Annotated in this window: 17 protein-coding genes; 9 read left to right on the forward strand and 8 right to left on the reverse strand. The window is 36.4% G+C overall.

The window, feature by feature from the left end:
* Positions 1–200 precede the first annotated feature (200 nt).
* The 4 genes from mecA (at position 201) to pepF (ending at position 5,732) form a co-directional block, all read left to right on the forward strand.
* Positions 201–875 (forward strand): adaptor protein MecA, encoded by a 675-nt coding sequence (gene mecA / locus BCER98_RS04985; protein ID WP_011983993.1) that lies wholly within the window; start codon positions 201–203, stop codon positions 873–875.
* 99 nt (positions 876–974) lie between these two features.
* Positions 975–2,519 carry a cardiolipin synthase gene (gene cls, locus BCER98_RS04990; RefSeq protein WP_011983994.1) on the forward strand — a complete coding sequence of 515 codons (1,545 nt, stop codon included), beginning with the start codon at positions 975–977 and terminating at the stop codon, positions 2,517–2,519.
* Positions 2,520–2,610: 91 nt separating this feature from the next.
* Positions 2,611–3,813: a competence protein CoiA gene (locus BCER98_RS04995; RefSeq protein ID WP_109090165.1), complete on the forward strand. Its 1,203-nt coding sequence runs from the start codon at positions 2,611–2,613 to the stop codon at positions 3,811–3,813.
* 92 nt (positions 3,814–3,905) lie between these two features.
* Positions 3,906–5,732, forward strand: coding sequence for an oligoendopeptidase F (gene pepF, locus BCER98_RS05000; protein ID WP_011983996.1), 1,827 nt, complete (start codon positions 3,906–3,908; stop codon positions 5,730–5,732).
* Positions 5,733–6,180: 448 nt separating this feature from the next.
* On the opposite strand, the gene BCER98_RS05005 is transcribed toward pepF, so the two are convergent.
* The 3 genes from BCER98_RS05005 to BCER98_RS05015 form a co-directional block, all read right to left on the reverse strand.
* Positions 6,181–7,074 (reverse strand): ClpXP adapter SpxH family protein, encoded by an 894-nt coding sequence (locus BCER98_RS05005; protein WP_011983997.1) that lies wholly within the window; start codon positions 7,072–7,074, stop codon positions 6,181–6,183.
* Positions 7,074–7,472 (reverse strand): globin domain-containing protein, encoded by a 399-nt coding sequence (locus BCER98_RS05010; protein WP_011983998.1) that lies wholly within the window; start codon positions 7,470–7,472, stop codon positions 7,074–7,076. The genes BCER98_RS05005 and BCER98_RS05010 overlap by 1 nt, the downstream gene beginning before the upstream one ends.
* Positions 7,473–7,709: 237 nt before the next feature.
* Entirely contained in the window at positions 7,710–8,288 is a 579-nt protein-coding gene (locus tag BCER98_RS05015) for a CYTH domain-containing protein (RefSeq protein ID WP_011983999.1), read from the reverse strand.
* 144 nt (positions 8,289–8,432) lie between these two features.
* Between BCER98_RS05015 and BCER98_RS05020 the strand changes: the two genes are divergently transcribed.
* From BCER98_RS05020 to BCER98_RS05035, 4 genes are read left to right on the forward strand one after another with little or no spacing between them, the layout of a single operon-like run.
* Complete coding sequence (locus BCER98_RS05020; RefSeq protein WP_011984000.1) at positions 8,433–8,804, forward strand: UPF0738 family protein; 372 nt, start codon at positions 8,433–8,435, stop codon at positions 8,802–8,804.
* Positions 8,805–8,834: 30 nt separating this feature from the next.
* Positions 8,835–9,473, forward strand: a complete 639-nt coding sequence (locus BCER98_RS05025; protein ID WP_011984001.1) for a GTP pyrophosphokinase — start codon at positions 8,835–8,837, stop codon at positions 9,471–9,473.
* 18 nt (positions 9,474–9,491) lie between these two features.
* The gene (locus BCER98_RS05030) at positions 9,492–10,289 is read left to right on the forward strand and encodes an NAD kinase (RefSeq protein ID WP_011984002.1); all 798 of its coding nucleotides are present in this window, start codon (positions 9,492–9,494) and stop codon (positions 10,287–10,289) included.
* Positions 10,290–10,304: 15 nt separating this feature from the next.
* Positions 10,305–11,198, forward strand: coding sequence for an RluA family pseudouridine synthase (locus BCER98_RS05035; protein ID WP_011984003.1), 894 nt, complete (start codon positions 10,305–10,307; stop codon positions 11,196–11,198).
* A gap of 52 nt (positions 11,199–11,250) precedes the next feature.
* On the opposite strand, the gene BCER98_RS05040 is transcribed toward BCER98_RS05035, so the two are convergent.
* The 3 genes from BCER98_RS05040 to BCER98_RS05050 all read right to left on the reverse strand — a co-directional run bounded on the left by BCER98_RS05040 (position 11,251) and on the right by BCER98_RS05050 (position 14,793).
* Positions 11,251–12,579, reverse strand: coding sequence for a peptidase G2 autoproteolytic cleavage domain-containing protein (locus BCER98_RS05040; RefSeq protein WP_011984004.1), 1,329 nt, complete (start codon positions 12,577–12,579; stop codon positions 11,251–11,253).
* Positions 12,580–12,812: 233 nt separating this feature from the next.
* A complete protein-coding gene (prpE, locus tag BCER98_RS05045) occupies positions 12,813–13,553 on the reverse strand; it encodes a bis(5'-nucleosyl)-tetraphosphatase PrpE (RefSeq protein ID WP_011984005.1) in 741 nt (246 codons plus the stop codon).
* 79 nt (positions 13,554–13,632) lie between these two features.
* A complete protein-coding gene (locus BCER98_RS05050; protein WP_011984006.1) occupies positions 13,633–14,793 on the reverse strand; it encodes an FtsW/RodA/SpoVE family cell cycle protein in 1,161 nt (386 codons plus the stop codon).
* A 463-nt stretch (positions 14,794–15,256) separates the two neighbouring features.
* Here BCER98_RS05050 and fabI point away from each other — a divergent pair, with 463 nt between their 5' ends.
* Positions 15,257–16,033, forward strand: a complete 777-nt coding sequence (gene fabI / locus BCER98_RS05055; protein WP_011984007.1) for an enoyl-ACP reductase FabI — start codon at positions 15,257–15,259, stop codon at positions 16,031–16,033.
* Positions 16,034–16,080: 47 nt separating this feature from the next.
* On the opposite strand, the gene BCER98_RS05060 is transcribed toward fabI, so the two are convergent.
* Together BCER98_RS05060 and BCER98_RS05065 are read right to left on the reverse strand one after the other, a co-directional pair.
* Positions 16,081–16,800: a hypothetical protein gene (locus BCER98_RS05060; protein ID WP_011984008.1), complete on the reverse strand. Its 720-nt coding sequence runs from the start codon at positions 16,798–16,800 to the stop codon at positions 16,081–16,083.
* A 25-nt stretch (positions 16,801–16,825) separates the two neighbouring features.
* Positions 16,826–17,290 carry a hypothetical protein gene (locus tag BCER98_RS05065; RefSeq protein ID WP_011984009.1) on the reverse strand — a complete coding sequence of 155 codons (465 nt, stop codon included), beginning with the start codon at positions 17,288–17,290 and terminating at the stop codon, positions 16,826–16,828.
* Positions 17,291–17,685: the final 395 nt, after the last annotated feature.

Consider the following 17,685-nt stretch of genomic DNA (forward strand, 5'->3'; position numbering starts at 1 on the left):
CCCGCTTCAAACAGCTCGTAAGAGTGTGAAGTGAGGGGAGTTCAAAGAGCTAGGCGGATAACTGTTTTTGCAAAATAAAATAATTTTATTTCCATTCTGGAGAATCTTATCATAAAATGAAAGTACAAGAATCTATTGATTTGTCATATGAGTGGGGAATCCCTTCATAACAATTCCAAATAGGAAGGGAGAGTTGGATTTTGGATATTGAAAGAATTAATGATCATACGATGAAATTTTTCATTACGTACGTTGATATAGAGGATAGAGGATTTAATCGCGAAGAAATTTGGTATAATCGCGAGCGAAGTGAACAATTATTTTGGGAAATGATGGATGAAGCACGTGATTACGATGACTTCTTTATTGATGGACCATTGTGGATTCAAGTACAAGCGTTAGACAAAGGGATTGAAGTGCTTGTAACGAAAGCACAGCTTTCAAAAGATGGACAAAAATTAGAATTACCGATAGGTCTCGATAAAATTATTGATATTCCTCTAGATGAAAGCATTGAATCGTTATTTCAACAAGAATTAGAGGAAGAAGGAACGGTTACGAATTTTAATGAAGATGGAACACTTGGATTTTTAATTAAGTTTGAAGATTTTGAAGATGTTATTTCATTAAGTCATCGCCTAATTTTTGAAGATATAAAAGACCAACTATATTCATTTGAAAATCGTTATTATGTATATGTTGAATTCGATGAAGTGCTACACGATGAGGAAGAAATTGACCGTATTTTAAGTATTATTTTAGAATATGGAGAGGAATCTACTTTAACGATTCACCGTGTGAGTGAGTATGGGAAAGAGATTATGAGCGAACATGCACTTGAGACAATTCGTAAGCATTTTCCTTCTAAAACGTAGGCCGATTTCAATTATATGAAATCGGCTTTTTATATGATGGGTATAATAGGGAAAGTATACTTTCGCTAGTAGAAAGCTTTTTTAGTAAGGGGGGTAGAAATGAAAAATACATTAAAACTACTTTTCTTTTTTGTAGGATTATTTATAGCGTTTGTTTCGTTACGTATGGTTATTGATGTAGCTTTTTATTCAGATGTAATAGGCATACGAAATATTTCGTTTTTAGGTATTACAAGTATTTTATTTACCATTTCAGCATTTTTAATTGGTTGTGTAATTTTCTTAGAAAATAGACACCCTTCTAAAACATTAACATGGCTCATTGTACTAGGCATTTTCCCTGTCATTGGCTTTTTTGCTTATTTATTATTTGGACAAAATTTTCGAAGAAAGCGCATGTTCCAAAAGAAGGCACTTTTGGATGAACAGGCTTTCTTACAGTACAAGGGACATGAAGATTATAGAGAGCGTATTTTACAAAAACATAAACATCAGGAGCTATTATTTCGTTTAGCTGATCGCCTTGGGGCACTGAATATTTCTTTTCAGACGGAAACAAAGGTGTTAACGAATGGTGAAGAAACGTTTCAAGCCATTTTGCAAGGCTTACAAAAGGCGAAGCATCATATTCATATGGAATACTATATTGTGCGCGATGACAAACTTGGGACAAAGATTAAAGATATTTTAATCCAAAAGGTGAAAGAAGGAGTTGTTGTTCGCTTTTTATATGATGCGGTAGGTAGTTTTAAACTTTCAAATGCCTATATTGAAGAATTGAATAAGGCGGGAGTGGAGATGATCCCGTTCTTCCCAGTCCGTTTTCCCATTTTAAATGATAAAATTAATTATCGAAATCATCGAAAAATCGTGGTGATTGATGGGAATGAAGGGTTTGTAGGGGGACTTAATATTGGCGATGAATATTTAGGAGAAAATAAATATTTTGGATTTTGGCGAGATACGCATTTATATTTACGAGGCGAAGCTGTTCAAAGTTTACAATTGATTTTTTTACAAGATTGGTTTTATATGACAGGCGAAGCTGTACTAGCTCCTGAATATTTACAAGCACAATCTGTAGAAGGAGATCATTGGGGGGGCGTACAGCTTGTAGCAGGAGGGCCAGATAACAAATGGGAAACGATTAAACATCTATATTTTGCGATGATTGCCTCTGCGAGAAAATCGATTTGGATTGCTACACCGTACTTTATTCCCGATGATGATATTTTGTCGGCGCTGAAAGTTGCCGCGCTTGCAGGCATTGATGTGCGTTTATTAATGCCGAGCAAACCGGATAAGCGCACAGTCTTTTATGCATCGAGATCGTATTTCCCGGAGTTATTAGATGCAGGTGTGAAAATATATGAATATGAAAAAGGATTTCTGCATAGTAAAGTTGTAATTGTTGATTCTGACTTGGCTTCCATTGGGACAGCAAATATGGACATGAGAAGTTTTCATTTGAATTTTGAAGTAAATGCCTTTTTATATGATACAGGGAGTATTCGAAAACTTGTACAAGATTTTGAAGAGGACTTACAAGTGTCAAGCGAAATTCATGGTGATCATTTTCATAAACGACGCCTGCATAAACGGATTGTTGAATCAACATATCGCTTACTATCGCCATTATTATAAAAAGGTGTTCTGAAGAGAACATCTTTTTTTTCTTTAAGGTAGACAGGAATGAGGACGTATGTTGCAGAATGTAACGAAATGTAGAAAGGATGTGGCGCTATTGTTTGTGGCGAAGCGAGAAAACGGTGAAACAATCCACCTTCTCTATCATCAAGATAAGAAAAAATTGCTTATATTACGAGAAAAGGAACGTTTTTTTTGTCCAGCTTGCGGAAAAGAAGTACAATTAAAATTAGGGAATCAAAAAGTTTGGCATTTCGCTCATAAAAATATCGAGCAGTGCATAGGCTCAGCAGAACCTGAATCAAATTATCATATGAGGGGGAAAGAACAGTTATATAGATGGATCATATCGCAAAAGTTCTGCGCCGAAATTGAGAAGTATCTCCCGGAAATTCGTCAGAGACCAGATATTTTAATAGAGAGGAATGGGAGAAGACTGGCGATTGAATATCAGTGCACGTCCATTTCGGCAAATCAATTACAAAAGCGAACATATGCGTATCAGAAAGCAGGCATACAAATCATTTGGATATTAGGCGGTAACCAATTGAACAGAAATGCTACGTATTGGACTTCTATATCTTCTTTTCATGCTTTTTGTATTCAATCTTATCCTCAACCATATCTCTTATTTTTTTGCCCCGATAAAAAAATATTCCAAAAGTGTATATTTTTGATCCCATTCTCTACGAATATTCATTTTGCACATATCATTCCTTTTTCTATACGAACAAGTACATTTGAAAATATTTTTCAGCAAATTCCTTTTCCAAAAGGCGTGTTAGAAAGAGTATGGCAAAATAAAAAGAACTACTTTCGCATGCACGCTCTACCCATTTGGAATGGTCATCAGAAAGCATTGCTTCGTATGTTCTATCAACTGAAAATTTCTCCATCTATTTTTCCCTCTGAAATTGGAGTTCCGCTCCCATCTGCTTTTTCATTTCAAACATCGCCCTTTATATGGCAAGCGTTTCTTTGTCTAGACTTTATGGAGAATTTTAAGCGTGGAGACTATTTTTCCTTACATGCTGTATTTTCTTATGTAAGTAACAAGCGTAACTTGAAAAGACGAATCTTACCGTATTTTCCGCAACATGTATGGAAATTAGCTATTATAGAGTATATGGATTTTTTATGTAGCGCTGGAATAATTGAAAAAGTAGATAAGTATAAGTATCGAAAAGTAAAAGGAATTACGATATTAAAAACAGAGAAGGAAATAAAAGAATATGATACGATTTGTCTAGCACATGCCATATCGCTATTTGAAGCAAAGTATAACATGTGAAATAGAAAAAAGGATATAATAAAAGGGTACCCAGAAGGAATTACATAAGAATCATCGAAATTAAGTAAAGAGTTTAGAAGGAGGGTCTATTCATGTCGGAACAAAATGCAGGAAAAGTATTACCAGATCGCAGTGAAATTGAAGAAAAAAATACGTGGCGTTTAGAAGATATCTTTCAAACGGATGAAGCGTGGGAAAAAGAATTTCAAGCCATAAAAGAGCTATTACCGAAGTTAAATGAGTTTAAGGGTAAGCTTGGTGATTCTGCCGAGTCCTTATTAGCAGCATTACAATATGAAGATGAAATTTCTATGCGGTTAGGAAAATTATATACATATGCACATATGCGTTACGATCAAGATACAACCAATTCTACTTATCAAGCACTCAACGATCGTGCGATGAACTTATACTCACAAGTTTCCAGTAGCACAGCATACATCGTGCCTGAAATTTTAAAGATTTCACAAGAACTGTTACAGTCGTTCTTACAGGAAAATAAAGAATTACGCGTGTATGAACATGCATTAGAAGAGATTACACGTCAGCGTCCTCACGTATTATCTGAGGCTGAAGAATCATTGCTGGCAGAAGCGGCTGAAGTCATGAGTTCTTCAAGTAATACATTTGGGATGTTGAATAATGCGGATTTAAAATTTCCATCGATTAAAGATGAGAATGGAGAGGAAGTAGAAGTTACGCATGGTCGCTATATTCAATTTTTAGAGAGTGATGATCGTCGCGTGCGCCATGATGCTTTTCATGCTGTGTATGAAACGTACGGGAAATTTAAAAATACATTTGCGAGTACTTTAAGTGGTGCGGTAAAACGCAATAACTTCAATGCTCGCGTACGCAAATATGATTCTGCACGTCAAGCAGCATTAAGTAACAATCATATTCCGGAAACGGTATATGATCAACTTATCGAAACCGTACACAATCATTTACATTTATTACACCGTTACATTGATATTCGTAAACGTGCATTAAAACTCGATGAATTACATATGTACGACTTATACACTCCTCTTGTACCAGAAGTGAAAATGAATGTGAAATATGAAGAAGCACAAGAGATTTTATTAAAATCGTTACATGTTCTTGGTGACGAATATGTTGACATTTTAAAAGAAGCATATGAAAATCGCTGGGTAGATGTATACGAAAATAAAGGGAAGCGTAGCGGAGCTTATTCATCTGGAGCATATGGAACAAACCCATATATCTTAATGAACTGGCATGATAATGTAAATAACTTATTTACATTAGCGCATGAATTTGGTCATTCTGTGCATAGTTACTATACAAGAAAAACACAACCGCACGTGTATGGAGATTATTCCATCTTTGTGGCTGAAGTTGCTTCTACATGTAATGAAGCGCTTCTTAATGACTATCTGTTAAAAACAACAGAAGATAAAAAAGAGCGTTTATATTTATTAAATCATTATTTAGAAGGATTCCGCGGAACAGTATTCCGTCAAACGATGTTTGCGGAATTTGAACATATCATCCATCAAAAGGTACAAGAAGGTCATGCAGTAACACCAGATATGTTAACTGAAATTTACTATGACTTAAATAAAACATACTTTGGAGATGCCGTAGTAATTGATAAAGAAATTGGATTAGAATGGTCCCGTATCCCGCATTTCTATTACAATTACTACGTATACCAATATGCAACAGGATTTAGTGCAGCGACTGCTTTATCGAAACAGATTTTAGAAGAAGGAAAGCCAGCAGTAGAGCGCTATATTAATGAATTCTTAAAAGCTGGAAGCTCCGATTATCCAATCGAGGTATTGAAAAAAGCAGGGGTAGATATGACATCACCAGAGCCTGTTAAAGAAGCATTACAAGTATTTGAAGAGAAGTTAAATGAGTTAGAAGCTTTATTATTTGAAAAGAAATAATAGTGAATGCAAAAAGGCGAGAGTGAGGACTCTCGCCTTTTTGCATTAGAGACCTTTAAATCGCTTCCTATAATTGAAATAAGAAAGATTTGTGAGAATGACCCCGAATAAAAGGGGGAGAGCAATCATTTTAGGAAAAGCTTCTAATAAAGAAAGAATGTATAAGAAAAAAGAAATGATGATCCCGAAAAAAAGTAGGAAAATATGGATTTTTTTCATAAAAACACCTCCTAAATTACTTTTTCTATAGCTTATTCAGTAATGAAAACGTTTAGAATGTGACAAAAGTGTGAATTTCGACAAAAGTGCTTGTCATCTGACGTCGAATCTTGTAATATAATAGACGTGAACGAATTCACATACAAACATATACCCCTTTGTTTGAACGTGAAAATTTCTCCCATCCCCTTTAATATTTTTATAAGCCGTAAAGAAAAAGACCTGGTGTTTACACCAGGTCTTTTTCTTTTTTAATCCATTTCCAATAACGTACACATCTCATTTCAATCATTTGCACTTTTCTTTTGAGAGATAATTTCTTTAGCTCCCGTTCTATTTCTTGCTGCGAGCATTCATAAATAAAGGAAAGTTCTTTAGAAGATATGAACTGAACCATTTCTAGTAATCGTTCTAGTGGTGGTAATGGCACTGGTTCCATTTCACATTTTACAAGTTCTTTTAAGAGCTGAACATATACATCATAAGAATAAATGCCGGCAATTTTGATGCCTTCTTCATCTGAATTTGCATGAAAAAATACGAGAGAAGGAATCTCGGTAATATGCATTTCATTTGTAAATTTTAAATCGCATTGAAATGCTTTTTTTGCACTAATAGAATGTAAGTCTTTTTGAAATTCTTCTGCATCAATCCCGCTTTGTTTCGCGCATGTTAGCAATACGTTTGCATCAGGCTTTAATACATTTTCAAGAAAAATGTACTCCTGGAGTTTTCGCAAAAACCTCGAACCTGCTTTTCGACCTTGCAACTCCGCTGCCTTAATGGCAAGCGAGGCTAAATATGGTGTAGATGCGGCCTCTTGCATATGAACTTTTCCATCACATGAAAATCCATGCAAGCTCGTTGTTTTTTCCCACACAAATCGAATATTAGCAGGTTTATTCCATTTGTGTGAGGAGGGAGTTGCTCCGTCTACTTTTCCAGTTAATATATGTCGTATCGAAAAGTACCCTCCATATTCAAGACATAGTTTCATGACAATTGACTCGATTTCCCAGCAGTCTTTGCAAAGTGGATCAACAAACAAATAGGCTTCTACAGATTTATGTTCACAAGTGGAAGAAGAAGGCATACGCATATGCTTTGCTTCTTGTTTATCCATCACGCTTCACCTATTTCATCTGGAGTGTTGACCATATGTTGTGCAGTTAATGCTAAACGTTCAAAAACAAACTCTCGAATCGGTCCTTGTATGCCTGTATCGTCCATTGCTTGCTTCATACATGATAACCAGGCCTTCGCTCGCTTTGGTGTAATCTCAAAAGGGAGATGACGCGCTCGTAACATCGGATGCCCGTGTTCTTCTGTATATAAGTTTGGACCGCCTAAATATTGTGTTAAAAATTGTTTCTGTTTTCTCGCCGTTTCTGTTAAATCGTCTGGGAAGATGGGAGACAAGTCAGGGTGTTTGCTAACATAGGAATAAAATGTATCGACTAATGTTGCAATGCCTTGTTCACTACCAATCGCTTCAAATGGTGTCATCGGTTGCTTGCTCATCCTTTATAAGCTCCTTTTTCCATCAAGTGTATATTTATTGTAGCAATGGATTGTTACGAAGAGCAACTAAACAGTTTTCCTCCAATCCCTTGCTTATTGTATGTTTCTTGAATAGGTGTATAAATTTAAACGCAAGTGATTACGCATCACTCTTTTTTCCAAACGACAGGGAGTCCTTTGGAATCTAGTTAATAGGATTTCCAGCAGCATAGCATATTCGCTGCTGGAAATTTCAATTTAGCGTGCATCGCTTTGTTTTGCAAGAAAAAAGCGTTGTACTTTATTTTTTGTATGCCGAACAGGGATATTGTATTGATTTAACAAGTGAAGAAAATCAACCTTTCCAGTTAGCTCGTCTTGTACTTCGTATTCAAGTTCATAATCATCGTGATTGTAATAGAAACTATGATCAAATACAAGTATCCCCCCTTTAAAAGTGGTTTCTGCTCTTTCTGTTGTTAAACTTCCCATATACGTTAAAGAAGAAACAGGGATTTGTAAGGCTTGCAGTTGTTTTAATACAGCCCCTGGAATGAGGTGATTTGTTTCGAGCATTGTTTTTGCTTCTTCTTGTGTTAAAGATTGATGAGTTTCAAGCAATCCTGTTTGAGCTGGTTGTTTTAAAGTAAGTGTATAAGTGCCATTTTTATAACGAATACGAAGAGCGGAGCCCGCTTGCTTTAAAGCAAAGTTAGGTGTTTCAAAATAATGATTGACTTGTTTTGTAAATGTTTGAATAGAAAAGGCATCACATAATACCGAAAATTCTTCTTTTGTTACCATATTTTTAAATTCAATTTCAATTTCTTGTGTCATTTGATAAGCTCCTTTATAAAAGTCATCCTTTAGACATTATCTCTTTTTCATAAAATTGGTTCAATGTTTTATTTGTTTGCGTCCATGTTATGATACAATAATAGTGTTGAGTAAGACAGGATGTTGATATGGAGGAGTTAAAGCATGCAAAATAAAATTCAAGTTAAGAGCGTAAAAGAAAGAGAGAATGCTCTTATTTTTTGTGCAGAAAATACTGAAATAGAAGTAAAGGAATTAACAGCACGTAACCATGTACTTGTAGACTCAGATCACTTATCATTTTTATATATTTTAGAAAATGAATCATCTTTCGTATATGTAAGCATTCCGCATACATGCTGGGAAGCGATGCGTGAAGCAATGCAACAAGATAAGAAAATGTTCGTTCATGTAAATGATATGGAGATTGAATTAGAACAATTAAAAGAAGAGTTGGAGTATTTAATTCGTAATATTGAAGGTAATGCAAATTATGGTGAAGAACTTGTGTCAGCGGTAGAGAAAGTATTTCTATAAGGAAATGGATTGACTTTGGTGGTGGTTGAAATGAATCGTAATTGGGAAGAATTTTTGGCTCCTTACCATCAAGCGGTGGCGGAGCTAAAAGTAAAGTTAAAAGGAATGCGAACCCAGTTTACTATGCTAACGGAGCATTCCCCAATTGAATTTGTAACAGGAAGGGTAAAATCGGTAGCAAGTATTATTGATAAAGCAGAAAAACGAGGAATTCCGTTAAATCGACTGAGAGAAGAGATGCAGGATATTGCGGGACTGCGCATGATGTGTCAATTTGTTGATGAAATCAAACCAGTTGTGGAATATCTCCGCAAACGCAATGACTTTGAAATTGTGGAAGAGCGAGATTATGTCACGCAGAAGAAAGAGAGCGGTTATCGCTCTTATCATGTTGTCATTAGTTACCCTGTTCAAACCATTTGCGGAGAGAAGAAAGTGCTGGTTGAAATTCAAATTCGCACGTTAGCCATGAATTTCTGGGCAACCATTGAGCATTCTTTAAATTACAAATATAGCGGGCGTTTCCCAGAAGATATAAAGGTACGTTTGCAACGTGCAGCCGAAGCTGCGTTTTTGTTAGACGAGGAAATGTCTTCGATTCGCTTTGAAATTCAAGAAGCGCAAAAGATTTTTTCAAGGAAACAAGAAGCGAAAGAATCTGAATCATAAATTAAAGGGTGTTGGGCAATGAAATTTACAATTATGTCAAAGGGAGATCAATCATCAAATGCACTTGCGAGTACGATGAAAGAGTATTTGCTTGATTTTGGATTTACAATGGATGAAAAGGAACCCGATATTGTAATTTCTGTTGGGGGAGATGGAACGCTTTTATATGCATTTCATCGCTATTGTCATCGTTTAGGTGAGACAGCGTTCGTCGGTGTACATACTGGACATTTAGGATTCTATGCGGATTGGCTACCGACAGAGGTAGAGAAATTAGTAATTGCGATTGCAAAAACACCATTTCAAGTAGTGGAATATCCGCTTTTAGAAGTGATTATTCGCTATGTGAATGGAGGGAAAGAATCACAGTATTTAGCTCTAAATGAAGCGACTGTAAAAAGGGCAGAAGGTACATTAGTTACGGAAGTAGAAATTCGCGGGGAATATTTCGAAACATTTAGAGGAGACGGGCTTTGTATCTCTACTCCTTCAGGAAGCACAGCTTACAATAAAGCGCTGGGCGGGGCAATTATTCATCCGTCTATTGAAGCGATTCAAATTGCGGAAATGGCATCGATTAATAATCGCGTCTTTCGTACAGTGGGTTCTCCACTTGTTTTACCAAAGCATCATACATGTGTCTTAAAGCCGACTGTAGGAATGAATTTACAAATTACAATCGATCATTTAACAATGGTTCACCAAGATGTGAAATCAATCCAATATCGCGTAGCAAACGAGAAAGTACGATTTGTTCGTTTCCGTCCGTTCCCATTCTGGAAACGAGTTCGTGATTCATTTGTTACGGATGAATAGAAAGGGTTTATCTATTTGAAGAGATTTACATTAAAATGGGATATAACGGAAGCGGAAGAAGGAGTTCTCATTCGAGAATTTGTTAAAACGAAAGGGATTTCTAAAGCCGCTTTAACTGACATAAAGTTTCATGGCGGAGCGATTGAAGTAAATGGTGAAGAGGCAACGGTTCGTCACATATTAAAAACAGGAGAAATATTGCAAATCTTTTTTCCGGTAGAGGAAAGAAGTGAAGGGATGGTAGCTGAAAAGATTCCACTGTCGATTGTATACGAAGATGATGCGGTTCTTGTTATCAATAAAGAACCGTACATGTCAACCATTCCGTCAAGGGAACATCCAACAGGTAGTATCGCCAATGCACTTCTTTATCATTATGATACGCAGAAACTTGCAAGTACAGTGCATATTGTAACAAGGCTCGACCGTGATACTTCAGGATTGATGTTAATTGCGAAGAATCGATTTGTCCATCACCTCTTATCGAAACAGCATCAACAAAAACAAGTAAAACGAACATATGAAGCAGTTGTCCACGGAAGGATGTTGAATGAGTCAGGTACGATTGATGCGCCAATTGGAAGAAAGAGCGATAGTATTATTGAACGGATGGTACGCGAAGATGGTCAAAAGGCTGTCACACATTTTCAAGTGCGAAAACGCTATTCTAACAAAACACATGTTGCATTGCAATTAGATACCGGTAGAACGCACCAAATTCGGGTACATATGGCACATATTGGACATCCATTATTAGGGGATGATTTATACGGCGGGCAATTGGATTTAATAAAGCGTCAAGCGCTTCACAGTAAATCGTTGACTTTTTATCACCCGATTTTGGAGAAGGAAATGTCATTTTCGGCAGATATACCAACAGACATGCATACTGTTTTAGCGAGAGAATAGTAAAAAAACAATATGGAATGATAAAAGCTGTCCTCATGGAAGAGGACAGCTTTTAGCGAAATAATATTAAAATTTGGTTTGGACCTGTACGCTTCATAACAAAATATCCGCTCGTTGATGCTGTAGCGATACCGTTATCATTTGGGCGGCAATATCCGTGTGTTTGGCAAGTACCATCATCACGTACTAATATTTGTCCAATTAATCCGACAGGTACCCACTCTGGTCTCTCTCTTCTCGGTGTGTATTTTATACTTGGGTTCCACTCCGCATGAATCATAGGTTCTTTCTCTTCTCCTACATATTTTCGTTGTCCCCATTCATCTGTTACATAGCGGCTATGCCAGCTTAACGGAGCACTATTACCAATAATAAGAGGAGTGGCGCTAGAGATCCCTAATATAAATGAATCTGTAGCGTTTGCTTTACGGATTTTTTCTTCTGTATCGAATGTCACGAAATATCCCACATCAATTGTTTTTTGATTGGCTGTTTCAAACATTTGTGCATAGTCTGTTCCACTCGCGTTATAAGAGGCACCTTCAATGTACATTTCGCCGTTATGAGCGAGCCATTTTGCCCCTAAACCAGGCATAGAATGGTGAGTACCGTTGGCGATGAACCATGAATATGGTTGTTCTGCGGAGCCGAATTTCCCCATAATATGAGCACCTGCAAAATGAGCTGTCGATGTATAGAGCCCTTCGGCATGTGAAGAGAATCCAGCTGCTACAGTTGCTGTCCCTTCTGCATGGGCAGCATCGCCTAAAGCAATCGTATATTTTCCTTCCGCGTGTGCGTAATTTCCGCTAGCTGTCGTTTCACTTCCCTCACTATGTGAACTATGTCCAGTTGCTTTTGTTTTGGAACCTTCAGCATGTGCAAAGACATTGCTTGCATGTGTAAGAAGCCCTTCAGCATGTGAGGCAATGCCATCTGCTTTCGTATGTCGCCCTTCTGCATGGGCATATTTTTGTGTTGCTGTTCTTTCTTTCGAATCTTGTTTCTCCACAGGATGGGCTGGATTTGGTTTTAACAAGTTTTTTATCTTCTGTACCTGATTGGTAATATATTCTAGATTTTCTGGCTGTGGTAATTTAGGGGGCTGTCGTCTTTTTTCTGTTCTGTTTGTACATTGAATATGATTATGAGATAAATTGTTTTTAGAAAGACGCTCTTTTTTTCTTTGGAATTTTTCTGCTTTTCGATTTGCGATATATTGGATGATTGGATCTAACTTTGTATCATTTTCTTCAGCCATTTGATTACCTTCAAGAACTTCTAAAGCGGCAGCACGAATGCTACACCAATTATTCATACCGTAGTTAGGGTGATACATGGGGAAGAAAGATTGTTTTTGTCTGGAAGATTTTTTCTTCATTTTGGCACCTCCTGCGACAGTATATGCCACATAAATGAAAAAAGAAGCAAAATAAAACGCATCTTTTCAATTTCTTTCTTATTTTTTCTTACAAGGTGAAATGCGTTAGAAATGTATTTGATTGGATCTCTAGTAAGACTCCCACCTCAAAACATAGAGAGAAAGTAAGATGGGAGTAGAGCGATTCATGAAAGAAGATTCATAATGAGTCGGATGCAGATTAAAGTTTTGTTTTATGAAATGGGGCGGAATTTTTCAGGAACAAATGGTAAGGAAGATGGAACCGAAATCGTTTCCATTTCAGGATAGCGAAGTCCAGTGAGTTTTCCACCAAAGACCGCACCCGTATCAATATTTACTGTATGATTGACAAAACGAGGTTCTTTAACAGGCGTATGCCCATATACAATCCAAGCATTTCCTGTATAATTTTGGGCCCAATCACGACGAACGGGAGAGCCATCAGGATGTTTTTCACCTGTAATATCACCATACAAAACAAAAGTTTGAACCTTTTTATCTGCCCTCCCTATGTAATCTTGCCTTATACCAGCGTGACATACAATCAATTGATTGTTATCAAGTATGTGATAGAGTGGAGATTGTTCATATAGGTCGATAAATTTATGTTTTATGATTGCTTGCTCATTAGAGGATAGAGCTTTATATTCAGCAACAGTTGTTTCTAAGCCATGCGCAATTGTTACATTACGCCCAAGAAAGAATCGATACAATTTATTGCAATGATTTCCTGGTGCATAATAAGCTTGTTTTTGCTTAATTACAAGCTCCCATACAATTTCAATCATCTGTAATGATGCTGGACCGCGGTCGGTAATATCCCCAACAAAGGCGAGTTGTCGCTTTTCAGGATGAATCGGAAGACCGCTATCCCAATTATATCCAAGTTTCGTTGTTAATGTTTTGAATTCTTGAAAACAGCCATGAATGTCTCCCATAATATCATATTTCATTCGATAACCTCTCATTCTTCTTTTTTTATTAGTATGCCTAAAGAAAAGTAAGAAAAACCATATCCACAATAGATATGGCTTAATCAAACATAAATATTTTTGTTCGCGATCGTACATTTAAGATAAATCCAATTGCAATCATATAGGTGAGCAAAGAACTACCGCCATAACTCATAAGAGGAAGGGTAATCCCAGTAATGGGAAGTAGTCCAATTGTCATTCCGATGTTTTGGAATACTTGGAATGTAAACATTCCAATTGTTCCCGCACATAGATAACTGCCGAATGGATCATTGCTTTCTAATGCGATATGTATCATTCGATAGATGAGCAAGAAAAAAAGAGAAATAACGAAACTTGCTCCTAAAAATCCAAATTGTTCTGCAATATTAGTAAAAATAAAATCGGTATGCGGCTCTGGAAAATATACTTGATTATTGGCCCATCCTTTTCCGTAAAGTTCACCAGATCCGGTAGCTAACAGTGCCTGGCGTAATTGATATCCTTGCGTTTCATATTCATAAGGAGCTAACCAACCATAGAAGCGATCTAATTGGTATTCTTTTAAAATATGTGCTTTAAAAAAGGCTGTATGCTCAAAATAAATATATGTTAAAGTAGCTGCTGCAGTAGTAGCGAGTGCTACTAGACCGATAATAAAGCGCCAGCGTATACCAGAAACTAAAATCATCGCTGCAAGCATTGCTGAAATAACCATCGTATTGCCTAAGTCAGGTTCTTTCGCGATAAGTAGTAGAGGTGGTAAACTTGCGGAAAAAATTTTCCCCAGCAAAATCATGTCTTCACGCGGTGAGTGGAACGGATATTTTTCATTATGGTTTGAAATAATTCGTCCAACCACAATAATAAGAAATAACTTCATAATTTCCGAAGGCTGAAAATTTCCAAGGCCAGGTAATCTGTACCAAGCAGTAGCCCCCTTAATCGTAACAGCACCAGGAATTTTGAACTCAAGTCCGATCAGGAGTATCATTGCGAAGCCATATAGATACCAAGCAATTTGTTTATAACGATCAAAATCAATAATCATAATCGCGATAATAGCTATAATCCCAATGATATACCACTGAATTTGTTTTAGTACAAAATTCACATTTTGTAACAGCGGTGGTAAAGATGGTTGAGCGCTTGCGATGGCAAAACAACTTACAATCCCAATTGCCAATAAAATAAGTAATAATACATAATCGATTCGATATTGAGCATTCTGATCTTTCACCGTATGTAGTCCTTTCTATTGCATGTCATGTAATACAAAAAGACGTTATTCTTGCGATTTTAAGGTAGCGTCTTAAAAATCAGCAAAGAAGATAGAAACTAGAAGTTAGAGCTATTTGAAAGGTCTGAATCAATAAGGATTAAAGAAGCGCACTATTGATTCAAGTTGTACTTTATAATCATATTAGCGAATTTTACATAATTTGCAAATGATTTATTTCATTTTCAAACCTATAAAGAAGAATCTCCTCCTACCTCAAGAGAAGTAGAAGGAGGAACGCCTGTAACAGTTCGATTAGTGAGAATTCACAATGAGTGGGAATGGGGAAAAGGCCACTCAATAAAGAAGAAATTAGTTTTTGAATAATTTTTATTTTGTCTTCTTGAGATTTTGTGATATGATATAATTATATTACCAGGTACTAATAACAGATTGTATTAAATAGATTTAGGGGGATAAATAAATGAATCTTCTCAACTTACAAGGGAAAAATATTATTGTAATGGGTGTTGCAAACCAACGAAGCATTGCGTGGGGCATTGCTCGTTCATTGCATAACGCTGGAGCAAACTTAATCTTTACATACGCTGGTGAGCGTTTAGAGAAAAACGTGCGTGACTTAGCGGAATCATTAGACGGTCAAAAGTCACTTGTTTTACCATGTGATATAACAAATGATGAAGATATCGCACGCTGCTTTGCTACAATTAAAGAAGAAGTTGGTGTCGTGCACGGATTAGCACACTGCATCGCATTTGCGAACCGCGATGATTTAAAAGGAGAATTTGTTGACACATCTCGCGATGGATTCTTACTTGCACAAAATATTAGTTCATTCTCTTTAACAGCAGTTGCCAAAGCTGTGAAACCACTTATGACAGAAGGTGGAAGTATTGTCACATTAACATACCTTGGCGGAGAACGCGTTGTTGCTAACTATAACGTAATGGGGGTTGCAAAAGCTTCATTAGATGCAAGTGTAAGATACTTAGCAAATGACTTAGGTCAACATAATATTCGTGTAAACTCAGTATCAGCAGGCCCAATTCGTACACTATCTGCAAAAGGTGTCGGAGACTTTAACAGCATTTTAAAACAAATTGAAGAGCGCGCGCCACTTCGCCGTAATGTCACACAAGAAGAAGTTGGAAACACAGCGCTATTCTTATTTAGTGACTTAGCAAGCGGTGTAACGGGTGAGAATATTCACGTGGATTCTGGGTATCATATTTTAGGATAATAAGATAACGAATAATACGATAAAAAGGCACACATTTTTGTGCCTTTTTATTTTTTACTTTTTAGCAATTCCTCTAATTTTGTTAAGGAGTGAAGAGCTTGTTTTGGTAAAAGGGAATTTGCGGAAAGTTTTTCTTGATTGGCAGTATTTTTCGTGAGTAGATTTTTTAGAGCATGTATTTGTTTTTCGGCAATTGAAGTTGGACTCGTTCGATGTTCTTGAGGTGAAGAATCATCAGTTGCTAGTCGAATCATGGCTGTTAATGCTCTAGTAATATTTTGTAATGGCAATATGGTAGTAAACAGTGTAAATAAATTTGAAGAAACATCCGGTGAGGTAATTCTTCCTAAAAGTGTTGATACATGTTGAGAAAGTACATTTTGTATTCTCGTAGCAAATGTATTTGAAGTTTGTGTAGGAGTTTCAGTTTTGTTAGTTTGTTCTGCTAAGTTAGGTACAGTTGAATCCTCTTTTGAAGAAAGGGATTCTTTTATTTTCTCAGCAGTTAATTTTTCTTTAGGGAGCTTAACTCCGCCTAGTTCGGCAATTTGAATTAACGTATCTAATCCGTCAGGTTTATCTAATATTGAGAGTAAGAGTTCATTCGGGTCTTGATTTTGGATATCTTTTAACTGTTCGATATTTATATTTTTTCTTGAAGTTTCTATACCCATTAAGTTAGCTAATTTTAATAAGGATTCCAGCCCACCTGGTTTACTTAATATTGATAAAAGTAATTCATGTGAATTTCGATCTTTATTTTGCATTGTGACACCTCCAATCTTATTTATTTTATTCATCTGAAGGGAGTTGTTTTAGAAGATTGATTGCTGCTTGAAGTTTTGTTAACTCTGCTAATACAGCATCTTTATCGATTCCGAGTTTTTGTGTGAGCTGAAAGATATTTTCTAGGGCGGATGGGTTTTCTAGAATGGTTTGAAGTATTTGTTCTTGTGTAAGGGGTGTGGCGGAATTGCTGGAAGTTGGGATAGAAGTAAGAAGTCCTAAGTTTGTAGATTGAATGAAATCCTGCATTTTTTGGACGAGAATAGGATTATTTAAAATGGCGGTTCTTAATTCATCTATATTCGTTGTGGAAAGTTTTTTCAATTGTTCAGGATCGAAATGATCTGTATGAGGATCAGCCCCAGCTAATTTTAATGCCTCTAATATAATGTTTTTACCATCTTGTGAATTAAGGAGCGTCAGCAGTAATTCATTTTGATCAATTTCCTTTGGATCTTTTTCATTTGTCATATTCTAATCCTCCTAATATGGTAAGAAATTTCATACATAGTTACTATAGTAGTAAATGCGTAGAATGAAAAAATGGCGATAGTTGTTCGTTTAGATTTTGATATAAATATAAAAATAGGCTTCTTTACTAGTTCAGTTCGTTTATGTGAGCGTACGGAGTTTGTAAGTTAAATCGAGAAGAGTATGAAACTATATTTGGAAAATAGGTACATATAATAGGACGCTTGTCCGTTACCGTTTATACTCGCTTTGCATGTAATATAGTAGAGTACAAAGGATGGGAGGGGTCATGATGCTTACATTGGTATTAGCGGTTCTGACTGGTCTTTTAGATAGCTTAGTCGCTTTAATTCAAACCTTCTTAACAAACGTTATCGCTCTGGTTAATGCAATAA

The organism is Bacillus cytotoxicus NVH 391-98, assembly GCF_000017425.1.
GTDB lineage: Bacteria > Bacillota > Bacilli > Bacillales > Bacillaceae_G > Bacillus_A > Bacillus_A cytotoxicus.

Excerpts from the sequence above, each read along its gene's own strand:
- cls (WP_011983994.1), top strand. The coding sequence starts at position 975 with ATGAAAAATACATTAAAACTACTTTTCTTTTTTGTAGGATTATTTATA.
- pepF (WP_011983996.1), top strand. The coding sequence starts at position 3,906 with ATGTCGGAACAAAATGCAGGAAAAGTATTACCAGATCGCAGTGAAATT.
- BCER98_RS05005 (WP_011983997.1), bottom strand. The coding sequence starts at position 7,074 with ATGGATAAACAAGAAGCAAAGCATATGCGTATGCCTTCTTCTTCCACT.
- BCER98_RS05010 (WP_011983998.1), bottom strand. The coding sequence starts at position 7,472 with ATGAGCAAGCAACCGATGACACCATTTGAAGCGATTGGTAGTGAACAA.
- BCER98_RS05015 (WP_011983999.1), bottom strand. The coding sequence starts at position 8,288 with ATGACACAAGAAATTGAAATTGAATTTAAAAATATGGTAACAAAAGAA.
- BCER98_RS05020 (WP_011984000.1), top strand. The coding sequence starts at position 8,433 with ATGCAAAATAAAATTCAAGTTAAGAGCGTAAAAGAAAGAGAGAATGCT.
- BCER98_RS05025 (WP_011984001.1), top strand. The coding sequence starts at position 8,835 with ATGAATCGTAATTGGGAAGAATTTTTGGCTCCTTACCATCAAGCGGTG.
- BCER98_RS05030 (WP_011984002.1), top strand. The coding sequence starts at position 9,492 with ATGAAATTTACAATTATGTCAAAGGGAGATCAATCATCAAATGCACTT.
- BCER98_RS05040 (WP_011984004.1), bottom strand. The coding sequence starts at position 12,579 with ATGAAGAAAAAATCTTCCAGACAAAAACAATCTTTCTTCCCCATGTAT.
- prpE (WP_011984005.1), bottom strand. The coding sequence starts at position 13,553 with ATGAAATATGATATTATGGGAGACATTCATGGCTGTTTTCAAGAATTC.
- fabI (WP_011984007.1), top strand. The coding sequence starts at position 15,257 with ATGAATCTTCTCAACTTACAAGGGAAAAATATTATTGTAATGGGTGTT.
- BCER98_RS05060 (WP_011984008.1), bottom strand. The coding sequence starts at position 16,800 with ATGCAAAATAAAGATCGAAATTCACATGAATTACTTTTATCAATATTA.
- BCER98_RS05065 (WP_011984009.1), bottom strand. The coding sequence starts at position 17,290 with ATGACAAATGAAAAAGATCCAAAGGAAATTGATCAAAATGAATTACTG.